Below are 25,953 nucleotides of genomic sequence, written 5' to 3' on the forward strand. Positions count from 1 at the left end.
GGCTACGTCGCGGCGCCGCCGGCCAGCGCAAACCGGCAACCCGCATCGTGCGCCCGAAGCCCGAACTGTTGCACCGTCGACGCACCGATTCCGCGGCAACGCACGAACGCCGACTCAGACGAGGAGTGAACGATGACTGACACCACACAACAACTTGCACTCGGCGGACAGAAGATCGTCGAGGATCTTCGGGTGCTGCTGAGGGACTCGGAGGAAATGCTGCGACTCGCCGCCAACGTGCCGGGCGAAGGCGTCGACGCCTTGCGCGACCGGCTCGGCACGCACGTGGAAACGCTGCAATCGGCGCTCGGCGATGCGCAACGCAACGTGCATCGCCGGTATCGCGGGGCGGCGGTCAGCACCGAGCACTATGTGCGCCATAACCCGTGGCGCTCGCTCGCGCTCGCGGCGGGCACCGGTTTTCTGCTCGGCGTGCTGGTCGCGCGTTAGACGCGGCGCAGAGAGCGGCGCTCGCATCGGCCCGCCGGAAGGCGTGGCGCACGCTTGGCGCGGCTGCATTCATCCGCATCACGATCCAAGGAGTTCATGATGACACGACCCACAATTGGTTTTTTTGGCGCATTGATGGCAATCGGCGGCTTCCTGGCGGTTCGCTACGTGCAACACAAGCGCACGGGCCAGGTCTCACCGGCGCGCGAGCTGAGCCGCTGGGAAAACGAGGGCGGCGCGGTGGCGGCGCCGGCGACTTTGTCGACCGAGCTGGCGCCCGCCTCGCACAGCGGCAACGGCTCAGGGCAGGTCAACGGCGAACACCGCGCATGGCCGTTTCCGCGCGGCTGACGCGGTTCGCTCGAATGCAACGGGGCCTGCTGCCGGCGCTTGGAACGGGATTGTTAAATGAATCTTATAAAGCCGTATAATAGGTAAATAGGCAACAATGACGCGGAAGTTGGCGCGAATTTGGTCGTCATTGTTGCAATTTTTCATCAAATGGTCGGCGGAACGGAACCCAGTCGATTCCGCGTCATGCAGCCGACCGGACCCAGCCGCATGCCCATTGGCATGTTCCGCATATTTTCTGACCCACGCTTGCAGGCTTTCGAAACGCGATGCCACATGTACTCATTGTCGATGACGACGCAGGTACCCGCGAGGCACTTTCCGCCGTCATCGGGGAAGACGGGCTGACCACCGCCACCGCGGGCGATCTGCGCGAAGCGCGTATTCAACTGATCCGGCAGATGCCGGACGTCGTTTTCACCGACCTGAAGCTGCCCGACGGCAGCGGGGTCGATCTGTTCGAAGATCTCGATCCGCGCTCCGGCGTCGAAGTGATCGTGATCACCGGCCACGCGACGGTCGAGTCGGCGGTCAGCGCACTGAAAATGGGCGCGGCCGACTACCTCGTGAAGCCGATCAACATGCAGCGCGTGAAGTCGATCCTGTCGCGCCTGCCGCGCGCCGGCGACCTGAAGGCGGAAATCGGCACGCTGCGCGGCGAGTTGCGCCGCATGGGCCGCTTCGGTCTGATGCTCGGCAATTCACCGGCGATGCAGGAGGTCTACGACCAGATCAGCCGCGTCGCGCCGACGGCGGCCTCGGTGATGCTCGTCGGCGAATCGGGCACCGGCAAGGAAGTTGCCGCGCAGACGCTGCACGAGCTGAGCCTGCGCCGCAAGCACGCGTTCCTCGCGGTCAACTGCGGCGCGATTTCGCCGAATCTGATCGAATCGGAAATGTTCGGCCACGAGCGCGGTTCGTTCACCGGCGCGGACCGGCAGCACAAGGGCTATTTCGAGCGCGCGAACGGCGGCACGCTGTTCCTCGACGAAATCACCGAGATGCCGATCGAGCTGCAGGTAAAGCTGCTGCGCGTGCTCGAGACGGGCATGTTCATGCGCGTCGGCACGACCAAGGAAATCGAAACCGACGTCCGTCTGATCGCGGCCACCAATCGCGATCCCGAACAGGCGGTGCTCGAAGGCAAGCTGCGGCTCGATCTGTACCACCGGCTGAACGTGTTTCCGATCAGCCTGCCGCCGCTGCGCGAGCGCGGCAAGGACGTCGAGCTGCTCGCGCAATCGTTCCTCGATGAGCTCAACGAGCGTCACGGCACGAAGAAGCATTTCCCTGTCGCGGTGAAGGACATGCTGCTGTCGTATCCGTGGCCGGGCAATGTGCGCGAGCTGAAGAACTACGTGCAGCGCGCGCACATCATGTCGAGCGCGGATTCGGATAGCACGGCGACGGTGCCGTTGCAAATCACGCTGTCGAAGCCCGCGGCCGGTACCGCGATCACGATCCCGTTCGGCACCTCGCTCGCGGAAGCCGACCGTCAGCTGATTCTTGCGACGCTCGAGCAATGCGGCGGCGTGAAGACGCGCGCCGCGGAAATTCTCGGCATCAGCCTGAAGACGCTGTACAACCGGCTCGTCGAGTACGGCAACGATGCGCGCGACGACGGCGATCCCACCGACGAATCACGCGCACTCGGCGGCGCGGACGCCTGATCCGCGCCGCGTTCGCACGTCGTCCGCGTCCCCCGTATCCGGCCGCCCGGGCTTCCGGGCGGGCACCCGAACGGCACAAGCCTTGCTGCGCTCCGGTGGAACGCAAAACGAGGTCACCGACATGCCGCACCTGCCGCCGCAACTGTCGTATTACGCCGCCATTTCCGCGCCGTCCAGGCGGTTGCACGCTCATCGGCCCGAACCGGTCGAGCCGCCCACTGCACCTCCCATCGCGCCGCCGGACCCGGCCGAACCCGACACGATCCCCGGCCCGACACCCGATCCGATCGAACCCGTCGAACCGGTCACGCCGCCGATCGGCGATCCGCCGCCGCAGCCAACGCAAACGCCTCAGGCCGCCGACCGTCCGTCGCGACCGCGGCAATGTTGATACGACCGTCGATGTCGGCGCCCTGTCGCGCACTCGATGGAACCACATCCCGCACTGCAAGGCGTCATGCCTTGGGTCGGTGCAGAGCATTGCTGTATTTGTTACAAAGCCGGCGCATGTTTTACCGGCAATTTACGGTTTCGCCCCCTAGACTGTAGGGATGCCGCGACAAGCGGCAGGCTTCCCCCGGAGGCACGATCATGAGACACCCCGCATTGCGACGTTCCGCGCGGCACTCCAAGCGCGGGCCACGGCCGGCCGAGGTCGAGACTGAGCCGGTGGTGTCGCCGGACCCGGCCGCGCAGAATCGGATCGCCCCGCATACGCCGCCGGACGGCGAGCACAACCAGGGCGGGGTGCGTCAGGAAGGCCTCGAATACCAGCGCGATCTGGGCTCGGAGCAGGATGCCTGAGGCAGCGTAGCACCCGGGCGGGGGTATCCCGGCGACCGGGATACCGGTAAGAAAGACCTCCGCATTCGTCGGATTTAACAGAAAAATTTTCTTCGCCATCTGTGATGATTGCGGGGATTTGCTCGTTTGTCACATTTTCATACAACTTTATTTCCGATATCTCATATATCGGCACGATGATTGCATGCACCGTTTTGGCGCAATTCCGCATACAACGAAACAATGGAGCACTAATGAGCAGATTGATCGTGGTATCGAATCGTGTCGCACCGATTCAGGAAGCGCGTCCGGCAGCGGGCGGGCTCGCGATCGGCGTGCTGGACGCACTGAAGGAGACCGGCGGCGTCTGGTTCGGCTGGAGCGGCGAAACGGTCAGCGAGCCATCCGCGCCCGTGATCGAGAAGCAGGGCAACGTCACCTACGCGACCGTGGGCCTCACCAAGCGCGATTACGACGAGTACTACCGCGGTTTTTCGAACACCACGTTGTGGCCGACCTTCCACTATCGCAACGACCTGTCCCGCTACGACCGCGAGGACTACGCGGGCTACCAGCGCGTCAACGCGACGCTCGCCAAGCAGCTCAAGGAACTGCTCAAGCCCAGCGACATCATCTGGGTGCACGACTACCATCTGCTGCCGTTCGCGCGCTGCCTGCGCGAGCTCGGCGTGAAGAACCCGATCGGCTTCTTCCTGCACATTCCGTTTCCGGTGCCCGAAGTGTTGCGCACGATTCCGCCGCATGAAGAACTCGTCAAGGCGATGTGCAGCTACGACGTGATCGGCTTTCAGACCGAGGCGGATCGCCAGTCGTTCGTCGACTATATCGAGCGCGGTCACCATGGCACGTCGAGCGAAGACGGCATGGTGCACGCGTACAACCGCTTCCTGAAGGTCGGCGCGTACCCGATCGGCATCTACCCCGACGCGATCGCGAAGGCCGCCGAGCAGTTCACCGACCGCAAGGCGGTGCGCAGCCTGCGCGACGGCATGCGCGGGCGCAAGCTGATCATGAGCGTCGACCGGCTCGATTATTCGAAGGGGCTGGTCGAGCGCTTCCAGGCATTCGAGCGGCTGTTGCAGAACGCGCCCGGCTGGCACGGCCGCGTGTCGCTCGTGCAGATCGCGCCGCCGACCCGCGCCGACGTGCAGACCTATCAGCGCATCCGGCAAACGCTCGAAGGCGAGGCGGGCCGCATCAACGGCCGGTTCGCGCAGCTCGACTGGACGCCGATCCAGTATCTGAACCGCAAGTACGAGCGCAATCTGCTGATGGCGCTCTTCCGCCAGTCGCAGGTCGGCTATGTGACGCCGCTGCGCGACGGCATGAATCTGGTGGCCAAGGAGTACGTCGCGTCGCAGGATCCGGCCGATCCGGGCGTGCTCGTGCTGTCGCAATTCGCGGGCGCGGCTGAGCAGCTGCCGGGCGCGCTGGTCGTCAATCCGTTCGATCTGTCGCAGATGGCCGAAGCGCTCGAGCGCGCATTAGCGATGCCGCTCGCCGAACGTCAGGCGCGTCATGCGGACATGATGGAGCCGATGCGCGAGAGCAACCTGTCGGTGTGGCGCGATACGTTGCTCGATGATCTGCGCCACGTCGCGACCGCGTCTTCGGTGACGGCCAAAGCGGTAAAGCTCGCTGACGTGACGGCATCGCCCTGAGCCGACGGGCGCGGCCCGTGCAGGCGGGCGGCGCCTGTGCCGCTCACGTCGTGCATGGAGTGACAGGGAAGATCAAGGCAAAAAGGCGTGCATCGCCTCGTGCGATGCGCGCCTTTTATCGTGCATGTCTTGCGCGCGTAGCGGCCACAGCCCTCAGGCCGGCTGCGCCGCCTTCTGCATGACCCGCATCGTGCTGACGACCGCCGCGACCGCCGAGAACCCCGCGGCCACGTACAGCGCGATGATCGTCCCGCTCTGCGGCGCGACGCCGAAGATCAGCGCGACCAGCGCCGCGCCGAGCGTTTGCCCGGTCAGGCGCGCGGTGCCGAGCATGCCGCTCGCGCCGCCGCTGCGTTCGCGCGGCGCGGACGATAGCATCGTGCGATTGTTCGGCGACTGGAAGATGCCGAAGCCCGCGCCGCACAGCGCCATGCGCCACGAAATCTGCAGCGCGTCCGGGTGAGGCCCGAGCGTCGCGAGCAGCAGCAGGCCGACCGTCATCGCGGCGAGCCCGACGCCGCCGAGCCAGCCGGCCGATATCCTGTCCGACAGCACGCCGGCAATGGGCGCCGCGATGATGATGATCGCGGGCCACGGCGTCATCAAAAGACCCGTTTCGACCTGCGACATGCCGAGCGTTTCCTGCAGCAGGAACGGCAGCGACACGAACGCGAGCATCTGCGCGCAGAACGAGCAGACCGACGTGCCGACCGACAGCGCGAACACCGGAATACGCAGCAGGTCGATCGGCAGCAGCGGGGCGGGCCGCGTCAGCTGGCGACGCACGAAGAAGTAGCCGATGACCAGCGCTCCGAGCGCCTCGAGCGTCACGTAGCCGAAATGCTCGCCGTGGCCGAGGCCATCGACCGCGAAAATCAGCAGGCCGAACACGAACGCGTTCATCACCGCGCTCAGATAGTCATACGGGGATTCGTGGCCGGGGTTCATCGGCAGCGCCTTGAAGCCGCCGACGATCGCCGTGATGCCGATCGGCACGTTGATCGCGAACAGCCACGGCCAGCTCGCGATCGCGAGCACGCCCGAGGCGACCGTCGGCCCGACCGCCGACGACACCGCCACCACCATCGCGTTGATCGAGACGCCGCGCCCGAGCTGGTTAGGCGGATAGATCATGCGCACGATCGCGGTGTTCACGCTCATGATGCCGGCCGCGCCGAAGCCCTGAACCACTCGCGCGAGCGCGAGCGTCGCCAGCGAGTTCGACAGCGCGCAACCGAACGACGCGACCGTGAACAGGATCAGGCCCGACAGATAAATGCGCCGGTAGCCGATGCGGTCGCCGAGCGACGCGAGCGGCAGCAGCGAGATCGTGATCGCGAGCTGATACGCGTTGACGACCCAGATCGACGCGGCGGCGCTCGCATTGAGGTTGCGCGCGATCGTCGGCAGCGCGACGTTGGCGATCGCGCTGTCGAGCACCGCGAGCGTCAGCGAGAGCGCGATGACGAGCATCGCCCAGTAGCGTTGTGGGACCGGTAGGCCCAGTTCCTTGCCTTCGAAGCGGGAAGTGGAGGGCGTCGAGCCGTCCGTGCGCGGGGAGGGTGCGTGCATCGATTGTTTGATTTGTCGGAGATGTTGGCGCGCCTGTGCGCGGCTCACGCGCTGGCCGCTGCGGGCGTATCGGTCGGCGCGGCGCCGGCGTTACCGGGCGCCGGCGCCGCGCGTGCGTTATTTGAGTTCGTAGAGGCCCGTGTGGGTCGTCGAATCGATTTCGTTCAGGTGCGTCATGAAGCGCGCGACCGCGTTGGTGGTTTCCGCGCTGACCGGCAGATGCGGCACTTTCAGCGCATGCAGCCGGAAGATATAGCGATGCGTGCGATCGCCGCGCGGCGGCGCGGCGCCGCCGAAGCCGACCGTCCCGTAGTCGTTGCGCACCTGCATCGCGCCCTGCGGCAGCAGCGAGCCGTCGGCCTTGCCGGCGTTGCGCGGCAGCGAGCGCGCGTCGGCCGGAATGTTCACGACGACCCAATGCCAGAAGCCGCTGCCGGTCGGCGCGTCGGGATCGTGAACGGTGAGCGCGAAGCTTTGCGTGTCCGCGGGCGGCGCTTCCCATTGCAGCGACGGCGAGATGTTTTCGCCGTCGCCGCCGAACGCCTTGTCGTTGTACTCGTGGGCTCTCGGCATGAAGCCGTTGGTGGGAAAATCGTCGGACCAGAGACGGAAGTCAGCCATGATGTGCCTCCCTTGTTGATTGGTTCTGGGATCGTCGGAGTTCGCGATGTCGCGGCGGGCGCGGCGCATCTCGCGGCATGCCGAAGCGCGTGAGGACGTGCGGCGAAAGCGCCTGGAAGCACCCGGAAAACGCCGCCGAAGCGTGCCTCGAAGGCATCTCGAAAGCGCGCCGGGTGAGCCTTTCGAGTGTAGCACCAGCGGCGCGAGACTCGCGCGAGCCGGGCAGGTCGCGCGCGGTTTTCAGCCGCGTTCCTCCAACTCCGGCGCGTCGCTTCCGATCCACGCGACGAGCCGCTCGATCACGCCCGCGATATCGCGATTCCCGCCTCGCAAAGCGCATTCCCACACGACCGCGACGCGCCAGCCGCTCGCGAGCAGCGCGGCGCGCACCTTGTCGTCGTTGCTGCGATTGCGGCCGATCTTGTCGCGCCAGAAGTCGGGCCTCGTCTGGGGCCATTTGAACAGATGACAGTCGTGGCCATGCCAGAAGCAGCCATGCACGAGCACCACCGCGCGATAGCGCGGCAGCACGATGTCGGGGCGGCCGGGCAGATCGCGCGCGTCGAGCCGGAAGCGCAGGCCCCGCCGATGCAGCAGGCTGCGGATCAGGATCTCCGGCTTGGTGTTGCGGCCGCGAATGCCGGACATCATCCGGCTGCGCGTCGCGCTATCGACGATATCGACCATCGTCAGCGGGCCAACGGGTCGCGCGGCCGCTCACGCGTAGAGCGGCAGGGAGTGTTTCGACGCATCGCGGGTCGGGTGGGCAAGCAGGGTTTGCACATGCGGCAGCATGATACGCGCCACTTCGCGCATCACCGGCATCACGACGCTATTGCCGAACTGCCGGTAGGCCTGCGTATCGCTGACCGGAATCCTGAAGGTGTCGGGAAAGCCCATCAGTCGAGCGCATTCGCGCGGCGTCAGGCGACGCGGGCGCAGCGCCTCGCCCTGATAGACGAGAATTTCGGAGCCGTCCTTGTGATAGCGCGCCGACAGCGTGCGCGTCACGCTGTCCGGATAGGCCATGCCGAAACCGAAGCCGTTGCCCGCCGCACGATGCTTGGCCGCGTAGTTTTGCAGATACGCCCACAGCTTCGGGGTGAGCGTGTACTTCGGCTGCACGCGGCGCGCGGCGTGGTCGAAGAAGCGCTCGTGGTCCCACGGCAGCACCGGTTCCGTGCCGTCCGTGCGATGCAGGATCGCGCCGAGCCGCGGACCCTGTTCGGGCAGGCGCAGGTCGTCCCATGTGAACCCGGTCTTGCCGCGAAAGCCCACCACGATGATGCGCTCGCGATGCTGAGGCGTGAAATGCTGGCCATCGATCACGCGGTAGTGCACCTCGTAGCCGAGCTCGTCGCGCAGCGTTTGCAGGATCACGTCGAAGGTGCGGCCCTTGTCGTGCGACAGCAGGTTCTTTACGTTTTCGAGCAGGAACGCGGCGGGGCGCTTCGCGGCGATGATGCGCGCGACGTCGAAAAACAGCGTGCCCTGGGTCGTGCATTCGAAGCCGTGCGGCCGGCCAAGCGCGTTTTTCTTGCTGACGCCGGCGATCGAAAACGGCTGGCACGGAAAGCCGCCGAGCAGCACGTCGTGGCTCGGCACGTCCTCGGCGGGAAACGTGACGATGTCGCCGATCAGCGCGTGCGCGCCGCCGCTCGCGGAGTTGTCGCCGTGGTTCTCGCGATAAGTCCGCGTCGAGAACTCGTTCCACTCGCTGGTGAACACGCATTCGCCGCCGTGCGCCTCGAAGCCCATGCGAATGCCGCCGATACCCGCGAACAGATCGATGAAGCGGAAGCGCGCCGCGTCGCCCGCGTGTTGCGCCTCACGCGCGCCTTGCCGCAGTAGATCGCGCAACGCGGCTTCCAGCATCGCGGGACAAGGCGTTTCACCTTTTTCCCAGCGACGCACCGTCTTGATGTCCTTGCCGACATGGGCTGCGATTTCGCGTTGGGTGAAACGGGCGCGCGCCTGCTTGAGCAGGTCGAAGGGGGCGGCGAGGGTCACGTGGCGTCCTTGCTGGGAATTTTTGCGGACATTATGACCTAAGGTCGTCCCATTTCCCTATTGTCGGCGTCGATTGATCAGGAATTTTTCGCGATACGTCGCGCCGCTGCGTTTGTCTGCGGCGAAACATGCCTGTGACGAATGCGGATATACGCTCGTCCCGTGACGCTGGTTTCCGGCGTTGCGACGTGTGTTGGCGGCCGCGACCTCGTGCCCGGCCGCTTTTTTTTGCGGCGCGCAAGACGAGCGGCGTGCCGGCTTGGCGCCACGCGTGCGGGTGCAGCGGGTGGGGCGGACGCGGTCAGGCCGACTTCACCTTCTTCACCGGGGCAGCCCGCTCGAATCGCGAGGTCGGCGCGGGCGCGAAGCGTTCCCATTCGGGCAGCGGCGTCGAGGCCAGCCGATCGAGTTGCAGCAGCAGGCTGTCGACTTTGTCCAATTGGGCGGTAGAAAGCTGGCCGCTGTCGACCAGCGCGGTCAGTCGTTTGCGCCAATAGGTGGCTGGCAGGATCGGACCGCCGAAATCGCCGCGCAGCGATACGTGCATCACCCGCGCGATGTGCGCGATGTCGTGGTCGATCAACGCAGCTTGCGATGATCCCGAAATCGTAGTCTCCGTGCGGTCCATGACTCCTCCCTGAGCGCATTTACGGCGCTGCGCGGCGAGACTTTAGGCCTTTTGATAAAAAATTTGCCCGATCGCGCGTCGGCGTTCGTCGGTGCCGCGGCCCGGCGCGCGGAGCAGCTCCCGGGAACGGCCGTTGCTGCTTCCCACACACCGGCGGAATACCGCGCCGGCATTTCCGTCGACTACGCATATGGGAGCCGAGCATGAACAAGGATCAAGTGAAGGGCGTTGGCCAGCAGGTCAAGGGCAAGGTCAACGAGGCCGTCGGCAAGGCCACGAACGACCCTGCGAAGGAACTCAAGGGCGACCTGCAGCAGGGCGCCGGCAAGGTGCAGAAGGCCTATGGCGATGCGAAGGAAAACGCCAAGGACGATGCAAAGCGCGGTCGTCACTGAACCCGTTTGGTGCAGGTTGCCGTAACGGCGGAGGCGTCGCGATCGTCGCGGCGCCTTTGTTTTTTGTACGGCGCAGGTCGGACACGACGCGTCCGATTTCACCAGTTGGGTCACGGCTGACGTTGGCGCGGCGGCCGGCCTGGGAGTAACCCGTGATCGCGATGATCGGCATTCCGCACGCGCTGCGAGCCCTTTAGACTTGGCGCAATCCCATCAGGAGGTCGCGCCGATGACACCCGAAAAGATACTTTCGATGTTCGAACGGCAGTATTTGGAAGGCAAGGCGCCCCCCGATCTCGAAGCGACCTGCGCGAACTTCGCGACGTGGCTCGCGGCCGCGTGGGAACTGCTCGACAGCACCGAAAAGACGCTGCTGCTGACGGTCGGCGCGGCGCTGTGGCGCGAGGGCTTCAATGTGCGCGCGGGTACGGCGACGAAGGACTTGTGGTGAACCGCCGATCGCGAACGGCGCTGTTGCCGCAGCGTTTGTAGGGTCTTCACGCGGCCTTGCACGCGTTGTGTCGAGGCGGTTTATATTGGGCGGTCTTGCAATTTCTGTCCCATAGGGCGACCCGAACCCATGACCGATTTATCCGCTTTCGCGATCACGAAGAAATGGCCGGCCGAGCATTCGGACCGGATTCAGCTCTATTCGCTGCCGACGCCCAATGGCGTAAAAATCTCGATCATGCTCGAGGAAACCGGCTTGCCGTACGAGCCACATCTGGTGCGCTTCGATACCAACGATCAGATGACGCCGGCGTTTCTGTCGTTGAACCCGAACAACAAGATTCCGGCGATTCTCGATCCGAACGGTCCCGACGGCAAACCGCTGCCGCTGTTCGAATCGGGCGCGATCCTGATTTATCTCGCCGACAAAAGCGGCCGGCTGATCCCGCAGGACGCCGCCGGGCGCTACGAGACGATCCAGTGGGTGATGTTCCAGATGGGCGGCATCGGTCCGATGTTCGGCCAGGTCGGCTTCTTCCACAAATTCGCCGGCAGGGAGTACGAGGACAAGCGTCCGCGCGATCGCTACATCGCCGAATCGAAGCGGCTGCTCGGCGTGCTGGAGCAGCGCCTGGAAGGACGCACATGGGTGATGGGCGATCAGTATTCGATCGCCGATATCGCGATCTTCCCGTGGGTGCGCAATCTGGTCGGCTTCTATGAGGCGGGAGAACTGGTCGGCATTCAGGACTTCCCGAACGTGCGGCGCGTGCTGGCGGCGTTCGTCGAGCGTCCGGCGGTGGTGCGCGGCCTGAATATTCCGCAGCGGCCGGCTTGATGGCCTGTTGCGCGCGCCCGCCGCGCTGGGCGTCGTCGCGTTTCATACCGACGGCATCGTTGCCGCGCATGGCTGGCTCGTCCATGTTTTTCCGCGCGTGTCGCGCTATGGCGAAATCGGCGTCGACGTCTTCTTCGTGATCTCCGGCTTCGTGATGGCGCTGGTGACTCTGGGTTTGCCCCCGGGGATCCAGTCGGCGCGCTCGTTCATATGCGCCCGCATCGCGCGGGTCGTGCCGCTCTACTGGATTCTCACCGCGTTGTTTATCGCGCTCGTCGCGTTCGTGCCGGGCGTTCCCGAAGCGTTCGGTCATGCGCGCGTGAGCGCCTGGCATGCGCTGTCGTCGTTTCTGGTGCTGCGACGGTTTTTCGTGTCCTTGAAATTAATACCGCTGAGCGCGTATAACCTTTGAGGTGAGTAAAGTTCTTACCGGCTTATCGGGCGAGAATCGCGCGACAGCGCTGTGACGCGACCGGACGAAAAGGTGAAGCAATGAGCGCCGTTACATTGTTCGCGTGGTCCGTTCCGGCGTATTTCCAGGATTCCGTGGTCGACCATACATGGGTGACGACCTACGACAGCCGCGTGAAGATTTACCCAGCGCTGGCGGACGTCCTGATCGCGGGCGAGCACTATTGGTACAGCTGGGGCAGCTTCCACGCCCGAGGTGGGACGCCGGTCAGTGCGGATGGTTTTTTGGCTTCCGGCGCGGCAAATCTGCTTTATGCTAGTTGTCTATGTAAGCCCGATGTGGACTCGAACATCGATCCGGCCGCTCGTGGAACGATATTCAGCTATGGTCGCGATGGTGTATGCCATCAGCTGTCAAACCAGATTCTTTGGGCGACCGGCAGCGGTGGAGCGGCTCCAGCTACCGTCCGCATGTCCAGGGGCTACTGGTTGAGCATCGCGATCTTCGGACCATACGGCAAGCAGCATGCTGCATGGGCGAGCAAGAAGATTCAGTGTTCGACACCAAGCGGGAGTGACGTCATGAAGCCAGGAGATCAGGAATCCGATGTCGACGATTTTCAGGAGCATCTTCAGGCGACTTTGAAGGGTCCCGACGCGGATGCGAAAATCAAGTCGTTGATGAATCATCGACGCGCATTTATGGTGCGGGTCGAGCGTTTGCAACATGCCCCGCAGGGCGGCGATGTTCCGTCCGCCTCGGAGCTGAACCAGGCCTATTCGTCTTTTCTCCACGACGCTGCTGACATTCTGGGTCCCGAGGACTTCGAGCGAGTTTTTGGTGAACGCCCAAAGGATCAGATGAACGTCGTCGATCCTTCGATATACGAGCAAAGTGTCCGTCGGCCGATGCAAAAATAATGGAGCCGCTGGACTGGCGTCGTCTCAAACGCGTTTCGCGATCACCGTCGTCGAACTCGCAATGTCGAGATTCTTTTTTGCGCTTAGCTGCTTCACAAACGATCGATCCAGCAACGTCGGCGGTCCTTGCAGAATTTCTTCGACCGTGAGCGCCTTGAATTCCTTCAGCGCATTCTCGTCGAGACCATCGGCCCATTCGCTCATGATCCAGTAAATCGACCAGATGGCCGATGTCGATTCCGGTACGTACACACGTTCGACATTGATCGCAGATCCGAACAGGTTGAGAATCCCCTCGGCTGTCATGTTGTAGTAGTGATGCGGGTAGCCGTGAGTAGGTTGAGTGAGCGGAACCACCACGACCAGATCGCCTCCTGGCTTCAACACGCGAAGAATCTCTTTGGCGGCAGTGAATGGGTCCTTCACATGTTCGAGGACATTCAACGACAGAAGGCCATCGAACGATGCATCTTTGAATGGCAGAACTTCGCCGACACCTCGCACATCGGTGGATGGATAGTTGGTGATGTCGAAATTGATCACGTTTTCGTAGATCGCGGGACGGCTGCCGGCCCCACAATCCAGAATGATCCCCGACGGATGGCGCTCGATCATACTCAGTGCATCCTGATCGTACAGATTGCTTCCGGCCAGTTCCGAGTCGTAAATGTCGAACTGGGAGCGCAGATCGGGCGACAAAAAATCGAAAAATTTTCCGTCGTCACTAAATGGCATATCAGTGCGAAGGACAGACGCTATTATTTTTCTTCGTTCCTGCCTGGATTGGGCCGCCACCTGTGCATCTTGCCTGCGATGACTTTCGGCGCTTCCGAAAACTTCGAAATGCGATCTTCCCGATCGTAATGCACCGAGCCTGACAGCCTCAGCGACGTCCGGATTTGCGGCGAGATAGGCCTGCTCACAAAAATTCAACGCGGTAACGCATTCAAGCGCTTGATCCATGTCGGTCCTCGGAAACGTTTCGAAGTCGGCTCGCAGATTATAGCGATCTGAGATTTCCGGGAGCGCCTGATTTTCCGGGGTTGTCGAACGGGTGGTTCGCGTGAAGTGTAGGGATCGCTCTGATCCCGCGCGGAAGGCGGATCGGCAACAAAAAGCCCCACAGCGCAAGGCGTGCGGGGCTTTTAAGAGCGGACCTGGCAGCCGGTTGGGCGCTTGGTCCCCTTGGCCTACTACAAATTCGCTCACTATCTTTCTGTTGCTTTGACGCATGCACTGCCGTGCGTGGTGCCGCGTGGCAGGCCGCCGCGCGAATGAATGTCATCGATTGTGTCGGATCTGTCGCTCCGTTCACGGCTTTGTGCTACGTATAACCCCTTCAAATCGATCTGGAGGGGGCGCATGTTGATGGGGCTACAGACAGATGGCGATTGACTTCGAAGTCGGAACGCATCGGTGCTGCACGCTCTACACGCGACAGGAGTATCGCGGTAGTGCGTTGAGCAACGAGGCGCGTGCCGGCCGTCAGCTCATTACCTCGGCAGGATCGCGGGAACTCACGCGCGATGCGCGCCAGTTAGCGGGGCTCGTCGAATTCATCCGCAACACGCGCAGCGGCGCATATGCGAATGGCGCTGCCCCAGAGCAGATTGCCCGGGCGCTACAGACCGCCGTCGAGCGTGGCGATGTGATCGCAGTCGTGTCCACGCCGCGTACCTCGCGCGGAGGTGCTGCGCCTATCGAGCAGAATATCCGACCGTACTACGAGACCGTCACGCCGTCGCAGCTATTCAGGCGTGCGCTGCCTGTCGTGAGTGCCGGGCGTTCTTTCCAGCGTCCAGTGCTGCCGCGACTGCCCGCCGAAGATGGGCTCGCGATCTGGTTCGCCCGCCCGGGCGACGTGTTGCCCGATGGAACGATTGCCATGCCGGTATCAACGCCGTTGGGCGATGCGCACGCGTTCGAATACAGCGAGGCTATGTCAGGCGTTGATGCGGTGGAGTTGGCGGGCGCGGAGGGCACGCCGCGTAATAATCAGGCGCAAAACAAGCAGTTCAAGGCCGTCGTAAAGGCGTTGCGACTCAATCAGGATCAGGCGAGGCAACTTCACGACGACATAAGTAAGCAGGGCCTCGGCTATCACGAGATGCTGGAACGTGGGCAGGATTTGTTTGGAGGCGGTGATGACTGATACCAAGACAGAAATAACAACGCGTCTTTCCGCACTCATCGGGCTCGATGTGAGCTGGGTCAGTCACGCGGGAGACATGCTCACCATGCAGTTTGGCCCGCAAAGGCGGTACACGCTTAGAGGCAGGGATCGTGAGGACGGGGCGTGGGCGCTTCACGTGCAATGCGCGTGGAAGCTAGAGCGCGAGGGCAAAACTATTGCGACCCGCGATGATCTGCGTGGCGTCGATGAAAAGGCGCACGACTCAGCCAAGCGCTTGCATGAAACGCTCGTAGGACAAGGGCCTATCGAGGTCGAGGCCGTATCGGCAGACGATGCGGGCGGCGTGGACGTGTCGTTATCCCGAGGATACAGCCTTGTTGTGATCCCTGACGGCGTTGAAGATGATGAGGACTGGCGCTTCTTCGCGCCGGGCGTTGATGCCGCACACCTCGTGATTGAAGGCGGCAAGATTGCACCCGAGTCGTTTTCGTGAATGCCGATCGAAAGCGTGCCCGCTTGACTGGCGAGCTTGGTTGCTTCGTGCAGAAGTACGCGCGCAAGGCGCACGCTGGCCACGATCCCGATGATCGACGCTACGACAAGAAGATTGAGACGGCGATGCGGCGCCTACGCGCCAAAGATCTCTCGGAATTGCTTTCAGGCGATGGCGAGCCAGTCTTGACGGACTGAACGAAGCGAGTTTTTCCTTTCCGTCAAACCGACACTTCATCCTCCGGTAGCGCGAACTGTTCGGCATCACCTGAAGATAGAGCCCTTTGCCATCGGCAAGACGGTAGGGCTGTTCAGTCAGCTTGGCCTAGCGACCTTGGAGTTCGGTAGGCGGTGCAATCTGATTGCGCAGGGCGTGGCGGTATCGATTTTTGGGATATTCGGCGATATCCCCACCAATACCCCAAAAAAATCTGGTTTGTCTTGGGCTATCGTGGGCAAGATGGCAGCAAAAAGCCCCACAGCGCAAGGCATACGGGGCTTTTCTGGACATTCTCAGGAGATACTGCGGCCAATCTGGTCCCCCTGACAGGAATCGAACCTGTATCTAGCGCTTAGGAGGCACTTGTTCTATCCATTGAACTACAGGGAGAGGACCGGGCCGGACAGATCGGCGAGGACTTGGTGAGTCCAGACTGACCAGCGAGCGCAGAGTATATCAAACCGGCGCGGGCAAGAGGAGAGCCAAGCCGGCAGCCGCCCGCGCCTCGCACAAATCCCGCAAAAACAAACGGCCCCGCAGACATCGCCTGCCGGGGCCGCGCAAACCACCTGAGCATCTGGCGAAGCGCACGCAACCGCGCCTTTCGCCCCAAGCTTATCTCACTGTCAAAACTCCACCACCGCGAACTCCGCCTTGCCCACGTCGCACAGCGGGCAGCGCCAGTCTTCCGGAATGTCGGCGAAACGCGTGCCCGGTGCGATGCCTTCTTCGGGCAGACCGTCTTCCTCGTTGTAGATCCAACCGCAAATCAGGCAGACCCAGCTCTTGAATTCCGTCACTTCGATTACTTCGCTCACGACACGCTCTCTCGTTCAATGCAATGGCCGGCTTGCTCTGCCCCTTTATGGGGCGGCGCGGCGACCCGCAATATTACCGGAATTTGTCAAATCAGCCGCAGACGACCGATGCGGCGCCGCCCCAACGCCTCTGCGGCGAGCCCGGGTTCGCGCGACGGGCCTCGTCACACAAGCCGTGTACGCTTTGACCTGCAAGCTATCTGATTGGACAGATGTGGCGCGCGCTTCGCACGTATTGCGACGATCGGTCTCGGGCGAGGCCGCTGGCGGCGCCGCATCGCATGGTTGGTCGGCGCCGCGGCGGCTGGGCTACTCGCCGGGTCAGGTGTGGCGCAGGCGGAGCGGCACCGGGCATCATCACCTGCTGATCGACGGCAAGCCGCTGCCGAAGGGCGAGGTCGTCCCCGCGACCGACAAGTCGCTGCACTTCGGCAAAGGCCAGACTGAAACCGATCTGACGCTGCCGCCGGGCGACCATACGCTGACGCTGCAATTCGGCGACGGCGCGCATCGCTCGTATGGGCCGGAGATGAGCAAGACGATCACGGTGCACGTCAAGTAAGCAACTGCTTGAAAGGCCGGGCCGGCGCGCGCGTCGCCGGCCCGCGCCGATCGCGTTGCACGCTGCGTTGCGCGCTTCATCGCACGGATGTTCCCGCCCGGCATACCTGCGACCGGCCCTGCGCCCGGTACAATGAGCAGTTCCGACTCATCGCTGTCTTCTCCCATTCCCATGTCGCTTTACACCATTACCGGAGCGCAGCTCGCGTTCGGTCACGTCGCGCTGCTCGACCGCGCGGATTTCTCGCTCGAAGCGGGCGAGCACGTCGGGCTGATCGGGCGCAACGGCGCGGGCAAGTCGTCGCTGTTGAAAATCGTCGCCGATCTGGCCAAACCCGACGACGGCCTCGTCACGCGTCAGCAGCATCTGAGCACGGTCTACGTGCCGCAGGAGCCCGAGTTCAACGCCGACGACACCGTGTTCGACGCGGTCGCCGCCGGACTGACCGAGGCGCGCGCGCTGCTCGACGAATACGACGCGGTCGCGCATCAGCTCGCCGACACGCCTGAGGGCGCCGAACACGACGCGCTGCTCGCGCGCATGAACACGCTGCAATCGGCGTTGGACGCCGCGGACGCATGGAATTGGAGCACGCGCGTCGCGACCACGCTGCAGCAGATCGGCCTGAACGGCGAAGCCCGTGTCGGCTCGCTGTCGGGCGGCATGCAGAAGCGCGCCGCGCTCGCGCGCGCGCTCGTCGTGCAGCCCGACGTGCTGCTGCTCGACGAGCCGACCAACCATCTCGACTTCGACGGCATCCGCTGGCTCGAAGATCTGCTGGTGTCGCTGCGCGCCGGGCTGCTGTTCATCACACACGATCGCGCGTTTCTCGACCGCGTCGCGACGCGCATCGTCGAGCTCGATCGCGGGCGGCTGCTGTCGTATCCGGGCAATTTCTCCGCGTACCAGACGCGCAAGGCGCAGCAGCTCGAAGTCGAGCGCATCGAGAGCGAGAAGTTCGACAAACTGCTCGCGCAGGAAGAAGTGTGGATTCGCAAGGGCGTCGAGGCACGCCGCACGCGCAGCGTCGGCCGCATCGCACGCCTCGTGCAGATGCGCAACGAGCGCGCCGAGCGCCGCAACGTGCAGGGCAACGTGAAGCTCGACGTCGGTCAGGGCGAGAAGTCCGGCAAGATCGTGGCGGAACTGACGGACGTGACGAAGCGCTATGGCGAGCGCGCAGTGGTGGACCGCTTCACGGCCACGGTGATGCGCGGCGACAAGATCGGCTTCGTCGGTCCGAACGGCGCGGGCAAGACCACGCTGCTGAAGCTGATCCTCGGTGAACTCGCGCCGGACGAGGGCAACGTGCGCGTCGGCACGAATCCGCAGGTCGCGTATTTCGATCAGATGCGCGCGGCGCTCGATCTGGAAAAGAGTCTCGCGGACACGATCAGCCCCGGCAGCGAGTGGGTCGAAATCAACGGCCAGAAGAAGCATGTGATGAGCTATCTCGGCGACTTCCTGTTCGCGCCGGAGCGCGCGCGTTCGCCGGTCAAGTCGCTGTCGGGCGGCGAGCGCAACCGGCTGTTGCTCGCGCGCCTGTTCGCGCGCCCGGCCAACGTGCTGGTGCTCGATGAACCGACCAACGACCTCGACATTCCGACGCTCGAACTGCTCGAAGAACTGCTGATCGACTACGACGGCACGGTGCTGCTCGTCAGCCACGACCGCGCCTTTCTCGATAACGTCGTGACGTCGGTGATCGCATCGGAAGGCGGCGGCAAGTGGCGCGAATACGTCGGCGGCTTCACGGACTGGCAGACGCAGCGCGATCGCTCGGAGCAACTCGCGCTCGAAGCGCAGAAAGAATCGAGCAAGGAAGCGCCGAAAGAAGCGGCGCCGAAGGACAGCGCGTCGGGCCGCAATGCGCAGCGCAGCGCGAAGCTGTCGTTCAAGGAGCAGCGCGAACTGGAGGCGCTACCGAAAATGATTGCCGACCTCGAGGCCGAACAGAAGGCAATCGGCGCGCAGCTCGAAGACGGCTCGGTGTTCGCGAAAGATGCACGCGAAGGCGCGCGTCTGACCGAGCGCTATGCCGAGATCGACGAGGAGTTGATGCTCGCGCTCGAACGTTGGGACGAGCTGGAAAACCGCGTCAAGTAACGCGGCGTGCGCGGCCGGCACAAAAACAACAGAAAGCGCCGCCGCGCACGGCACCGAAATTCAGCCGGCGCGCGCCCGTGCATTTTCCGCCGATACCTATCGCGCCGCCGTCCTGCGAGCCGTCCATCCTCCATTGCATGTCCCCCAACGCCCGCCGTGCCTTATCCGGTCGGCCAATTCAGCGCGGGGTCAATTGCCGCCGTGATCGAAATCAGTACAATACCCCGCGAACAGGCTTCCCCGGCGGGCTGTGCGTCCATGTCCGGCATTCGAGCGCGCCAACGGAAGCCGCGCGACAAAACAGCTTGCCCGCATCGCGGGCGCTCCACCTAACCCCGTTGTTTCGTTTCGCTTTTTTTGAATACTCAACGCATTGTCCAGGCCCTGTCCACAGGACCTGTGGACAACGATGAACCGACGCACCGAGTCAATCATGTCTACGAAAAAGCCAAACGCCGCGTATAGCGAAGCGTCGATCAAGGTGTTGAAGGGTCTGGAGCCGGTCAAGCAACGACCCGGCATGTACACCCGCACCGAGAATCCGCTGCACATCATTCAGGAAGTCATCGACAACGCATCGGACGAGGCCCTCGGCGGCTACGGCCGGCAAATCACGGTCACGCTGCACGCGGACCATTCGGTCTCGGTCGACGACGACGGCCGCGGCATTCCATTCGGCCTGCACCCCGACGAAGGCGTACCGGTCGTCGAAATCGTTTTCACGCGCTTGCACGCGGGCGGCAAGTTCGACAAGGCCGCCGGCGGCGCCTATACGTTCTCGGGCGGTCTGCACGGCGTCGGCGTGTCGGTCACCAACGCGCTGTCCACGCGGCTCGACGTCACCGTGTGGCGCGACGGCAAGGTCGCCGAACTGAGCTTCGCGCACGGCGACGTCGCGAAGCCGCTCGAAGTGCGTGCCGCCACCAAGGCCGACAAGAAATCCGGCACGCGCGTGACCGCGTGGGCCGATCCGAAGTACTTCGATTCACCGAACCTGCCGCTCGGCGAATTGCAGCGTCTGTTGCGCTCAAAAGCGGTGCTGCTGCCGGGCGTCGAGGTCACGCTCGTCAACGAGAAAACCGGCGAGCGGCAAAGCTGGAAATACGAAGACGGCCTGCGCGGCTATCTGCTCGAAGGCATGAACGGCAGCGATCTGCTGATTCCGCTGTTCGAGGGCGAGCGCTACGCGGAAAGCTCGCGTTCGAGCGAAGAGACGTTCGCCGAAGGCGAGGGCGCGGCGTGGGTCGTCGCGTGGAGCGAGGAAGGGCCGCTCACGCGCGAGTCGTACGTGAACCTGATTCCTACGCCCGCGGGCGGCACGCATGAGTCGGGCTTGCGCGACGGTCTTTATCAGGCGGTCAAGAGCTTCGTCGAGTTGCACAACCTGCAGCCGAAGGGCGTGAAACTGCTCGCCGAAGACGTGTTCGCGCGGGTGTCGTTCGTGCTGTCGGCGAAGGTGCTCGATCCGCAGTTTCAAGGGCAGATCAAGGAGCGCCTGAATAGCCGCGATGCGGTCAAGCTCGTGTCGTCGTTCGCTCGGCCGGCGCTCGAACTGTGGTTGAACCAGCACGTCGAGCATGGCAAGAAACTCGCGGACCTCGTGATCAAGCAGGCGCAGGCGCGCACGCGTGCGGGGCAGAAGGTCGAGAAGCGCAAGAGCTCGGGCGTCGCCGTGCTGCCCGGCAAGCTGACCGATTGCGAATCGACGGAAATCGGCCGCAACGAACTGTTCCTCGTCGAGGGCGACTCGGCGGGCGGCTCCGCGAAGATGGGCCGCGACAAGGAATACCAGGCGATCCTGCCGCTGCGCGGCAAGGTGCTGAACACATGGGAAACCGAACGTGATCGCCTGTTCGCGAACAACGAGGTGCACGACATTTCAGTGGCGATCGGCGTCGATCCGCATAATCCGGACGACAAGATCGATCTGTCGAATCTGCGCTACGGCAAGATCTGCATTCTGTCGGATGCGGACGTCGACGGCTCGCATATCCAGGTGCTGCTGCTCACGCTGTTCTTCAAGCATTTCCCGCAACTGATCGAGCGCGGTCATGTGTGCGTCGCGCGTCCGCCGTTGTTTCGCGTCGATGCGCCCGCGCGCGGCAAGAAGCCCGCGCAGAAGCTCTATGCGCTCGACGAAGGCGAGCTCGAGGCGATTCTCGACAAGCTGCGCAAGGACGGCGTGCGCGACAACCAGTGGTCGATCAGCCGCTTCAAGGGTCTCGGTGAAATGAGCGCCGAGCAGCTGTGGGACACGACGATGAATCCCGACACGCGCCGCCTGCAGCCGGTCGCGCTCGGCGAACTCGACTACGATGCGACCGTCGCGCGCATGACGATGCTGATGGGCAAGGGCGAAGCGGCGTCGCGCCGCAGCTGGCTCGAAGAGAAGGGCAACGAAGTGGAAGCGGACATCTGAGCGCATTGCGCCTCAATGCGGCATACGACACTGCAAGCCAAACACGGACACGGAATCTAGATGGACGACGATAACACTCTCGACCTTTTCAACGAGCCACCGTCGGACAGCGACGTGCTGACGCTCGGCAACTACGCGGAGCGCGCGTACCTCGAGTATGCGGTCAGCGTGGTCAAGGGCCGCGCGCTGCCCGATGTTTGCGATGGGCAGAAGCCGGTGCAGCGCCGCATCCTGTTCGCGATGAACGAGATGGGCCTTGGCGACAACGCGAAGCCGGTCAAATCGGCGCGCGTGGTCGGCGACGTGCTCGGTAAGTATCACCCGCACGGCGACCAGTCCGCGTACGACGCACTCGTGCGTCTCGCGCAAGACTTTTCGATGCGCTATCCGCTAATCGACGGCCAGGGCAACTTCGGCTCGCGCGACGGCGACGGCGCGGCGGCGATGCGTTACACCGAAGCGCGCCTGACGCCGATCGCAAAGCTGCTGCTCGCCGAAATCGATCAGGGCACGGTCGACTTCATGCCGAACTACGACGGCTCGTTCGAAGAGCCGAAGGTGCTGCCGGCGCGTCTGCCGTTCGTGCTGCTCAATGGCGCATCGGGCATCGCCGTCGGCCTCGCGACGGAAATTCCGTCGCACAACCTGCGCGAAGTCGCAGGAGCGGCGGTTGCGCTGATCCGCAATCCGAAGCTCTCGCATGCGGAGCTGATGCAGCACGTGCCCGGTCCGGACTTCCCCGGCGGCGGCCAGATCATTTCGAGCGAGGCGGAAATCGCCACCGCGTACGAAACCGGCCGCGGCAGCCTGAAGGTGCGCGCGCGCTGGAAGATCGAGGATCTCGCGCGCGGCCAGTGGCAACTCGTGATCACCGAACTGCCGCCGAATACGGCCGCGCAGAAGGTGCTCGAGGAAATCGAAGAACAGACCAACCCGAAAATCAAGCTCGGCAAGAAGACGCTGACGCCCGAGCAGTTGCAGACGCGGCAGACGCTGCTCGGGCTCGTCGACGCGGTGCGCGACGAATCGGGCAAGGACGCGCCGGTGCGTCTCGTGTTCGAGCCGAAGTCGAGCCGCATCGATCAGACCGACTTCGTCAACACGCTGCTCGCGCATACGAGCCTCGAATCGAACGCACCGCTGAACATGGTGATGGTCGGCGGCGATGGCCGGCCGCGTCAGAAGGGCTTGAGCGAAATCCTGCACGAGTGGATCGCGTTCCGTTTCGCGACGGTGACGCGCCGCACGCGGCATCGTCTGTCGAAGGTCGACGACCGCATCCATATTCTCGAAGGCCGGATGATCGTCTTCCTGAATATCGACGAAGTCATCCGCATCATTCGCGAATCGGACGAGCCGAAGGTCGCGCTGATGGCCGCGTTCGGTCTCACGGATCGCCAGGCCGAGGACATCCTCGAAATCCGGCTGCGTCAGTTGGCGCGCCTCGAGAAGATCAAGATCGAGAAGGAACTGGCCGAGCTGCGCGACGAGAAGGCCAAGCTCGAAGAGCTGCTCGGCAGCGAACCGGCGATGAAGCGCCTGCTGATCAAGGAAATCGAAGCCGACGCGAAACAGTATGGCGACGAGCGCCGCACGCTGATCCAGCAGGAAAAGCGCGCGACGTTCGAAGCGCGCGTGGTCGATGAGCCGGTCACCGTCGTGGTGTCGCAGAAGGGCTGGGTGCGCGCGCTGAAGGGCCACGGGCTCGATACGGCCGGCTTCAGCTTCAAGGCCGGCGACGGCCTTTACGCGGCGTTCCAATGCCGCACGCCCGATACGCTGATCGCGTGGGGTAGCAACGGGCGCGTCTATTCGGTCGCGGTGGCTCAGCTGCCGGGCGGACGGGGCGACGGCGTGCCGGTCACGTCGCTGATCGAGCTCGAATCGGGCAGTCATTTGATGCACTACTACGCGGCGTCGGCGGAACAGGCGCTGCTGCTCGCGTCGAGCAACGGCTTCGGCTTCATCGCGAAGGTCGGCGATATGGTGAGCCGCGTGAAGGCCGGCAAGTCGTTCATGACGATCGACGCCGGCGCCGCGCCGCTCGCGCCGATGCCGATGCTGCCGGACGCGGCGCAGGTCGCGTGTCTGTCGTCGGGCGGGCGTCTGCTCGTGTTCGGCCTCGACGAGATGAAGACGCTGTCGGGCGGCGGCCGTGGCGTCACGCTGATGGCGCTCGACGACAACGAAACGCTCGTGCAGGCGCTCGCGATCAATCAAGCAGGCGTGATGCTGATCGGCACGCGTCGTGGCGGCCGCGTCGACGAGGAGAAGCTGGCCGGCGCCGAGCTTGCGGCGCATGTCGGCAAGCGTGCGCGCAAGGGACGCGCGCCCGCCAGCAAGCTGAAGCTCGACGGCATGCGTCCAGTGCTGCCGGCCTAGTGGAGTCGATTTAACGAAGTTTGACGCTGTAAAACCGTGAGCGCCTGCTAGCATGCGGGGCGCTCGCGGTCTGTCGCAGCAAAGTCCGTCGCGCAAAGGGCGTGGAAGCAAACGGGGCGCGGCCGCGTCGCGGCCAGATGAACGGGCCGCGATCACAACGACAAAACACGACGCAATAGACGTCGATACCCGGAACTGCCTGCATCACGTATGGTCGAACGCGCTCAGTTGGTGCTGAGCGGGATCGCGTGTCCTAAACGGTGTGGCGTCGTCGGGAGAGGAAAACTACATGAACAAGGCTATCGAAGTCGCGCTTTTTCTGCATCTGCTCGGGGTGGCGGTGTGGGTCGGCGGTATGGTGTTCGCGCATTTCTGCCTGCGTCCTGCGCTCGGCGATCTGTCGCCGCAACTGCGCCTGCCGCTGTGGGAGTCGGTATTTGGCCGCTTCTTCAACTGGGTCGGGGTGTCGGTTCTCGTGATCCTGATCAGCGGCGGCTTCCTGCTGATGCAATTCGGCGGCGCTCATGCTAGCTGGCCGCTGCATGCGATGGCCGGTCTCGGCATCGTGATGATGCTGATCTTCGGGCATATCCGCTTCGCCGTGTATCCGCGCATTCGCCGCGCGGTGCAGGCGCAGAAGTGGCCCGATGGCGCGCAGGCGGTCGGCACGGTCCGCCGTCTCGTGCTGATCAATCTCGTGCTGGGCGTCGTGACGATCGGCTTCGCTGTGCTGTCGCGCGGGTTCTGATCGCCGGATCGCCGGATCGCCAACGGCGCAGCAGGCTTCGTGCGGCCCGCGACGCATCACGTCGTGGCGCCGTACGCGAGCCACAAACCGCACGCCACCGCCACCGTTCCATACACGGCATACACCGGCACCTTCAGCTTCGCGAAGCACATCGCGGAGAACGTCGCGGTCAGCAGATAGATCGGCTCCAGCGGTACGTGCACGGCAATGCGCAGTACCGCGACCGCGAGAAACGCGGTCGTGACCGCGCGCAGAATCCTCATGCCGTGCTCGAAGCGTGGGTTCACCTTCAACTGATGCAGATGCCGCTGCGCGAGCACGACGAGGCAGCCTGACGGCACGAATAGCGCGAGCGTCGCGATCAGCGCGCCGAGCCAGCCATCGACGAGATAACCGAAGAACGGGACCACGTTCAGCAGGGGTCCCGGGGACAACGGCGACAGCGTAAACGCGAGCGTGAAGTCGTTATCGGATACGCCGACCACCGGCGTGACGAACAGCGTCTTCAGCACCGGCAGCGCCGAGAAGCCGCCGCCGAACAGCGTCATGCCGGCGCCCGCGAGGCGCGGCCACAGCAGCGCGAGGTCATAGCGATGCGGCAGCGGCAGCGCAAACAGCACGAGCAGCACGCCGAGCGCGGCCAGCAGCCGATAGTCGCCGCGCTGCAGCGACACGGCGAGTCGCGAGTCGCGCTCCCGACTCGCGAACCAGCCGGCGCCGAAGGCCGCGCCGAGCATCACCACATACGCCGCGGCGCTGTGCGCATAGAGCAGCGCGATGCTGCCGAGCAGCGCCGCCGTCCATTCGAGCTTGCCGCGCACGAGCGCGCGGGTTTGCTTGTACCAGGTGACCGCGATCAGCGTCGCGAGCACGACGCTGAAGTGATGCAGCAGGGTTTGCGACGCGATCGTGTGCGCGATGGGCGTGCGATAGAAGATCGCGAACAGCGTCATCAGCGTGAAGAAGGGCAGTACGCTCGCCACCCCGGCGACCCATGCGCCCGCGCGTCCGCGCAGCGCGTGCCCGAGCTGCACGGCGACGTTGCAGCCGACGGGTCCCGGCACCATCCACGCGAGCGCGATCAGGTCCGAGAACGCCACGCGCGAGAGCCGCCCCTCGCGTTCCACGTAATGATGCTCGAGCTGCGCCATCAACGCGAGACCGCCCCACGACAGCGCCGACAGGCCGCACACGACCCGGAACAGCGTCCATAGCGGTTCCCGTTGCCCGCGGCGGGCAGCCTCATCGCTCGTGATGGTCTGCATCGGCGCTGCGCGGGCCCCGCCGTGC

At 64.0% G+C, this 25,953-nt stretch carries 27 protein-coding genes and 1 tRNA gene; 19 read left to right on the forward strand and 9 right to left on the reverse strand.

Annotated elements, in window-relative coordinates:
• Window positions 1-132 precede the first annotated feature (132 nt).
• The 6 genes from HDG32_RS08635 to otsA all read left to right on the forward strand — a co-directional run bounded on the left by HDG32_RS08635 (window position 133) and on the right by otsA (window position 4,936).
• Entirely contained in the window at window positions 133-450 is a 318-nt protein-coding gene (locus HDG32_RS08635; RefSeq protein ID WP_184045720.1) for a YqjD family protein, read from the forward strand.
• 99 nt (window positions 451-549) lie between these two features.
• Window positions 550-801, forward strand: coding sequence for a hypothetical protein (locus HDG32_RS08640; RefSeq protein WP_184021408.1), 252 nt, complete (start codon window positions 550-552; stop codon window positions 799-801).
• Window positions 802-1,070: 269 nt separating this feature from the next.
• On the forward strand, window positions 1,071-2,471 hold the full coding sequence (locus tag HDG32_RS08645; RefSeq protein WP_184065533.1) for a sigma-54 dependent transcriptional regulator: 1,401 nt from the start codon (window positions 1,071-1,073) through the stop codon (window positions 2,469-2,471).
• Window positions 2,472-2,592: 121 nt separating this feature from the next.
• A complete protein-coding gene (locus tag HDG32_RS08650; RefSeq protein WP_184065536.1) occupies window positions 2,593-2,862 on the forward strand; it encodes a hypothetical protein in 270 nt (89 codons plus the stop codon).
• A gap of 200 nt (window positions 2,863-3,062) precedes the next feature.
• Window positions 3,063-3,275 (forward strand): hypothetical protein, encoded by a 213-nt coding sequence (locus tag HDG32_RS08655; protein ID WP_026225665.1) that lies wholly within the window; start codon window positions 3,063-3,065, stop codon window positions 3,273-3,275.
• Between the two features lie 233 nt (window positions 3,276-3,508).
• On the forward strand, window positions 3,509-4,936 hold the full coding sequence (gene otsA / locus HDG32_RS08660) for an alpha,alpha-trehalose-phosphate synthase (UDP-forming) (protein ID WP_184065538.1): 1,428 nt from the start codon (window positions 3,509-3,511) through the stop codon (window positions 4,934-4,936).
• Window positions 4,937-5,089: 153 nt separating this feature from the next.
• Here the strand turns inward: otsA and HDG32_RS08665 are convergent, their stop codons facing one another.
• From HDG32_RS08665 to HDG32_RS08685, 5 genes are all read right to left on the reverse strand, one after another.
• Window positions 5,090-6,508 (reverse strand): MFS transporter, encoded by a 1,419-nt coding sequence (locus HDG32_RS08665; protein WP_184065541.1) that lies wholly within the window; start codon window positions 6,506-6,508, stop codon window positions 5,090-5,092.
• 117 nt (window positions 6,509-6,625) lie between these two features.
• Window positions 6,626-7,129 (reverse strand): YbhB/YbcL family Raf kinase inhibitor-like protein, encoded by a 504-nt coding sequence (locus tag HDG32_RS08670; RefSeq protein ID WP_018419796.1) that lies wholly within the window; start codon window positions 7,127-7,129, stop codon window positions 6,626-6,628.
• A gap of 240 nt (window positions 7,130-7,369) precedes the next feature.
• Window positions 7,370-7,816 (reverse strand): very short patch repair endonuclease, encoded by a 447-nt coding sequence (locus tag HDG32_RS08675; protein WP_184065544.1) that lies wholly within the window; start codon window positions 7,814-7,816, stop codon window positions 7,370-7,372.
• A gap of 30 nt (window positions 7,817-7,846) precedes the next feature.
• Window positions 7,847-9,139 carry a DNA (cytosine-5-)-methyltransferase gene (dcm, locus tag HDG32_RS08680; RefSeq protein WP_184065547.1) on the reverse strand — a complete coding sequence of 431 codons (1,293 nt, stop codon included), beginning with the start codon at window positions 9,137-9,139 and terminating at the stop codon, window positions 7,847-7,849.
• 301 nt (window positions 9,140-9,440) lie between these two features.
• Window positions 9,441-9,767: a hypothetical protein gene (locus HDG32_RS08685; RefSeq protein ID WP_184065550.1), complete on the reverse strand. Its 327-nt coding sequence runs from the start codon at window positions 9,765-9,767 to the stop codon at window positions 9,441-9,443.
• A gap of 203 nt (window positions 9,768-9,970) precedes the next feature.
• Between HDG32_RS08685 and HDG32_RS08690 the strand changes: the two genes are divergently transcribed.
• The 5 genes from HDG32_RS08690 (at window position 9,971) to HDG32_RS08710 (ending at window position 12,782) form a co-directional block, all read left to right on the forward strand.
• Window positions 9,971-10,162: a CsbD family protein gene (locus HDG32_RS08690; protein WP_184065553.1), complete on the forward strand. Its 192-nt coding sequence runs from the start codon at window positions 9,971-9,973 to the stop codon at window positions 10,160-10,162.
• A 229-nt stretch (window positions 10,163-10,391) separates the two neighbouring features.
• Window positions 10,392-10,613, forward strand: coding sequence for a hypothetical protein (locus tag HDG32_RS08695; protein WP_184021431.1), 222 nt, complete (start codon window positions 10,392-10,394; stop codon window positions 10,611-10,613).
• Window positions 10,614-10,742: 129 nt separating this feature from the next.
• Window positions 10,743-11,450 (forward strand): glutathione binding-like protein, encoded by a 708-nt coding sequence (locus tag HDG32_RS08700; protein WP_184065556.1) that lies wholly within the window; start codon window positions 10,743-10,745, stop codon window positions 11,448-11,450.
• Window positions 11,451-11,457: 7 nt separating this feature from the next.
• On the forward strand, window positions 11,458-11,862 hold the full coding sequence (locus HDG32_RS08705) for an acyltransferase family protein (protein ID WP_260336410.1): 405 nt from the start codon (window positions 11,458-11,460) through the stop codon (window positions 11,860-11,862).
• An 80-nt stretch (window positions 11,863-11,942) separates the two neighbouring features.
• Window positions 11,943-12,782: a hypothetical protein gene (locus tag HDG32_RS08710; protein ID WP_184065561.1), complete on the forward strand. Its 840-nt coding sequence runs from the start codon at window positions 11,943-11,945 to the stop codon at window positions 12,780-12,782.
• A 24-nt stretch (window positions 12,783-12,806) separates the two neighbouring features.
• On the opposite strand, the gene HDG32_RS08715 is transcribed toward HDG32_RS08710, so the two are convergent.
• Window positions 12,807-13,745: a class I SAM-dependent methyltransferase gene (locus HDG32_RS08715; protein ID WP_184065564.1), complete on the reverse strand. Its 939-nt coding sequence runs from the start codon at window positions 13,743-13,745 to the stop codon at window positions 12,807-12,809.
• 421 nt (window positions 13,746-14,166) lie between these two features.
• On the opposite strand from HDG32_RS08715, the gene HDG32_RS08720 reads away from it, so the two are divergent.
• From HDG32_RS08720 to HDG32_RS08730, 3 genes are read left to right on the forward strand one after another with little or no spacing between them, the layout of a single operon-like run.
• Entirely contained in the window at window positions 14,167-14,934 is a 768-nt protein-coding gene (locus HDG32_RS08720; protein WP_184065567.1) for a hypothetical protein, read from the forward strand.
• Window positions 14,927-15,409 carry a hypothetical protein gene (locus tag HDG32_RS08725; RefSeq protein WP_184065570.1) on the forward strand — a complete coding sequence of 161 codons (483 nt, stop codon included), beginning with the start codon at window positions 14,927-14,929 and terminating at the stop codon, window positions 15,407-15,409. The genes HDG32_RS08720 and HDG32_RS08725 overlap by 8 nt, the downstream gene beginning before the upstream one ends.
• The gene (locus HDG32_RS08730) at window positions 15,406-15,606 is read left to right on the forward strand and encodes a hypothetical protein (protein WP_184065573.1); all 201 of its coding nucleotides are present in this window, start codon (window positions 15,406-15,408) and stop codon (window positions 15,604-15,606) included. Before HDG32_RS08725 ends, HDG32_RS08730 begins: the two co-directional genes overlap by 4 nt.
• 337 nt (window positions 15,607-15,943) lie before the next feature.
• Here HDG32_RS08730 and HDG32_RS08735 read toward each other — a convergent pair.
• Window positions 15,944-16,018: transfer RNA gene (locus HDG32_RS08735), tRNA-Arg, on the reverse strand.
• 236 nt (window positions 16,019-16,254) lie between these two features.
• Window positions 16,255-16,446, reverse strand: coding sequence for a rubredoxin (locus tag HDG32_RS08740; RefSeq protein ID WP_184009557.1), 192 nt, complete (start codon window positions 16,444-16,446; stop codon window positions 16,255-16,257).
• Between the two features lie 214 nt (window positions 16,447-16,660).
• Between HDG32_RS08740 and HDG32_RS37000 the strand changes: the two genes are divergently transcribed.
• The 5 genes from HDG32_RS37000 (at window position 16,661) to HDG32_RS08765 (ending at window position 24,663) form a co-directional block, all read left to right on the forward strand.
• Window positions 16,661-17,008, forward strand: a complete 348-nt coding sequence (locus tag HDG32_RS37000; RefSeq protein ID WP_311539624.1) for a DUF4399 domain-containing protein — start codon at window positions 16,661-16,663, stop codon at window positions 17,006-17,008.
• A 171-nt stretch (window positions 17,009-17,179) separates the two neighbouring features.
• The gene (locus HDG32_RS08750) at window positions 17,180-19,114 is read left to right on the forward strand and encodes an ATP-binding cassette domain-containing protein (RefSeq protein WP_184065757.1); all 1,935 of its coding nucleotides are present in this window, start codon (window positions 17,180-17,182) and stop codon (window positions 19,112-19,114) included.
• Between the two features lie 433 nt (window positions 19,115-19,547).
• Window positions 19,548-21,533 carry a DNA topoisomerase IV subunit B gene (locus HDG32_RS08755; RefSeq protein WP_184065576.1) on the forward strand — a complete coding sequence of 662 codons (1,986 nt, stop codon included), beginning with the start codon at window positions 19,548-19,550 and terminating at the stop codon, window positions 21,531-21,533.
• A 60-nt stretch (window positions 21,534-21,593) separates the two neighbouring features.
• Window positions 21,594-23,915, forward strand: coding sequence for a DNA topoisomerase IV subunit A (gene parC, locus HDG32_RS08760; RefSeq protein ID WP_184065579.1), 2,322 nt, complete (start codon window positions 21,594-21,596; stop codon window positions 23,913-23,915).
• Window positions 23,916-24,204: 289 nt separating this feature from the next.
• Window positions 24,205-24,663, forward strand: a complete 459-nt coding sequence (locus tag HDG32_RS08765; RefSeq protein WP_184045759.1) for a CopD family protein — start codon at window positions 24,205-24,207, stop codon at window positions 24,661-24,663.
• Between the two features lie 56 nt (window positions 24,664-24,719).
• On the opposite strand, the gene HDG32_RS08770 is transcribed toward HDG32_RS08765, so the two are convergent.
• On the reverse strand, window positions 24,720-25,928 hold the full coding sequence (locus HDG32_RS08770; protein WP_184065582.1) for a chromate transporter: 1,209 nt from the start codon (window positions 25,926-25,928) through the stop codon (window positions 24,720-24,722).
• Window positions 25,929-25,953 lie beyond the last annotated feature (25 nt).

This window comes from Paraburkholderia sp. CI2, assembly GCF_014201055.1.
Taxonomy (GTDB): Bacteria; Pseudomonadota; Gammaproteobacteria; order Burkholderiales; family Burkholderiaceae; genus Paraburkholderia; species Paraburkholderia tuberum.

Bases quoted from the DNA above. Each gene is read 5' to 3' on its own strand.
- HDG32_RS08635 (WP_184045720.1), top strand. From the start codon at position 133: ATGACTGACACCACACAACAACTTGCACTCGGCGGACAGAAGATCGTC.
- HDG32_RS08640 (WP_184021408.1), top strand. From the start codon at position 550: ATGACACGACCCACAATTGGTTTTTTTGGCGCATTGATGGCAATCGGC.
- HDG32_RS08645 (WP_184065533.1), top strand. From the start codon at position 1,071: ATGCCACATGTACTCATTGTCGATGACGACGCAGGTACCCGCGAGGCA.
- HDG32_RS08650 (WP_184065536.1), top strand. From the start codon at position 2,593: ATGCCGCACCTGCCGCCGCAACTGTCGTATTACGCCGCCATTTCCGCG.
- HDG32_RS08655 (WP_026225665.1), top strand. From the start codon at position 3,063: ATGAGACACCCCGCATTGCGACGTTCCGCGCGGCACTCCAAGCGCGGG.
- otsA (WP_184065538.1), top strand. From the start codon at position 3,509: ATGAGCAGATTGATCGTGGTATCGAATCGTGTCGCACCGATTCAGGAA.
- HDG32_RS08665 (WP_184065541.1), bottom strand. From the start codon at position 6,508: ATGCACGCACCCTCCCCGCGCACGGACGGCTCGACGCCCTCCACTTCC.
- HDG32_RS08670 (WP_018419796.1), bottom strand. From the start codon at position 7,129: ATGGCTGACTTCCGTCTCTGGTCCGACGATTTTCCCACCAACGGCTTC.
- HDG32_RS08675 (WP_184065544.1), bottom strand. From the start codon at position 7,816: ATGGTCGATATCGTCGATAGCGCGACGCGCAGCCGGATGATGTCCGGC.
- HDG32_RS08685 (WP_184065550.1), bottom strand. From the start codon at position 9,767: ATGGACCGCACGGAGACTACGATTTCGGGATCATCGCAAGCTGCGTTG.
- HDG32_RS08690 (WP_184065553.1), top strand. From the start codon at position 9,971: ATGAACAAGGATCAAGTGAAGGGCGTTGGCCAGCAGGTCAAGGGCAAG.
- HDG32_RS08695 (WP_184021431.1), top strand. From the start codon at position 10,392: ATGACACCCGAAAAGATACTTTCGATGTTCGAACGGCAGTATTTGGAA.
- HDG32_RS08700 (WP_184065556.1), top strand. From the start codon at position 10,743: ATGACCGATTTATCCGCTTTCGCGATCACGAAGAAATGGCCGGCCGAG.
- HDG32_RS08710 (WP_184065561.1), top strand. From the start codon at position 11,943: ATGAGCGCCGTTACATTGTTCGCGTGGTCCGTTCCGGCGTATTTCCAG.
- HDG32_RS08715 (WP_184065564.1), bottom strand. From the start codon at position 13,745: ATGGATCAAGCGCTTGAATGCGTTACCGCGTTGAATTTTTGTGAGCAG.
- HDG32_RS08720 (WP_184065567.1), top strand. From the start codon at position 14,167: ATGGCGATTGACTTCGAAGTCGGAACGCATCGGTGCTGCACGCTCTAC.
- HDG32_RS08725 (WP_184065570.1), top strand. From the start codon at position 14,927: ATGACTGATACCAAGACAGAAATAACAACGCGTCTTTCCGCACTCATC.
- HDG32_RS08750 (WP_184065757.1), top strand. From the start codon at position 17,180: ATGTCGCTTTACACCATTACCGGAGCGCAGCTCGCGTTCGGTCACGTC.
- HDG32_RS08755 (WP_184065576.1), top strand. From the start codon at position 19,548: ATGTCTACGAAAAAGCCAAACGCCGCGTATAGCGAAGCGTCGATCAAG.
- parC (WP_184065579.1), top strand. From the start codon at position 21,594: ATGGACGACGATAACACTCTCGACCTTTTCAACGAGCCACCGTCGGAC.
- HDG32_RS08765 (WP_184045759.1), top strand. From the start codon at position 24,205: ATGAACAAGGCTATCGAAGTCGCGCTTTTTCTGCATCTGCTCGGGGTG.
- HDG32_RS08770 (WP_184065582.1), bottom strand. From the start codon at position 25,928: ATGCAGACCATCACGAGCGATGAGGCTGCCCGCCGCGGGCAACGGGAA.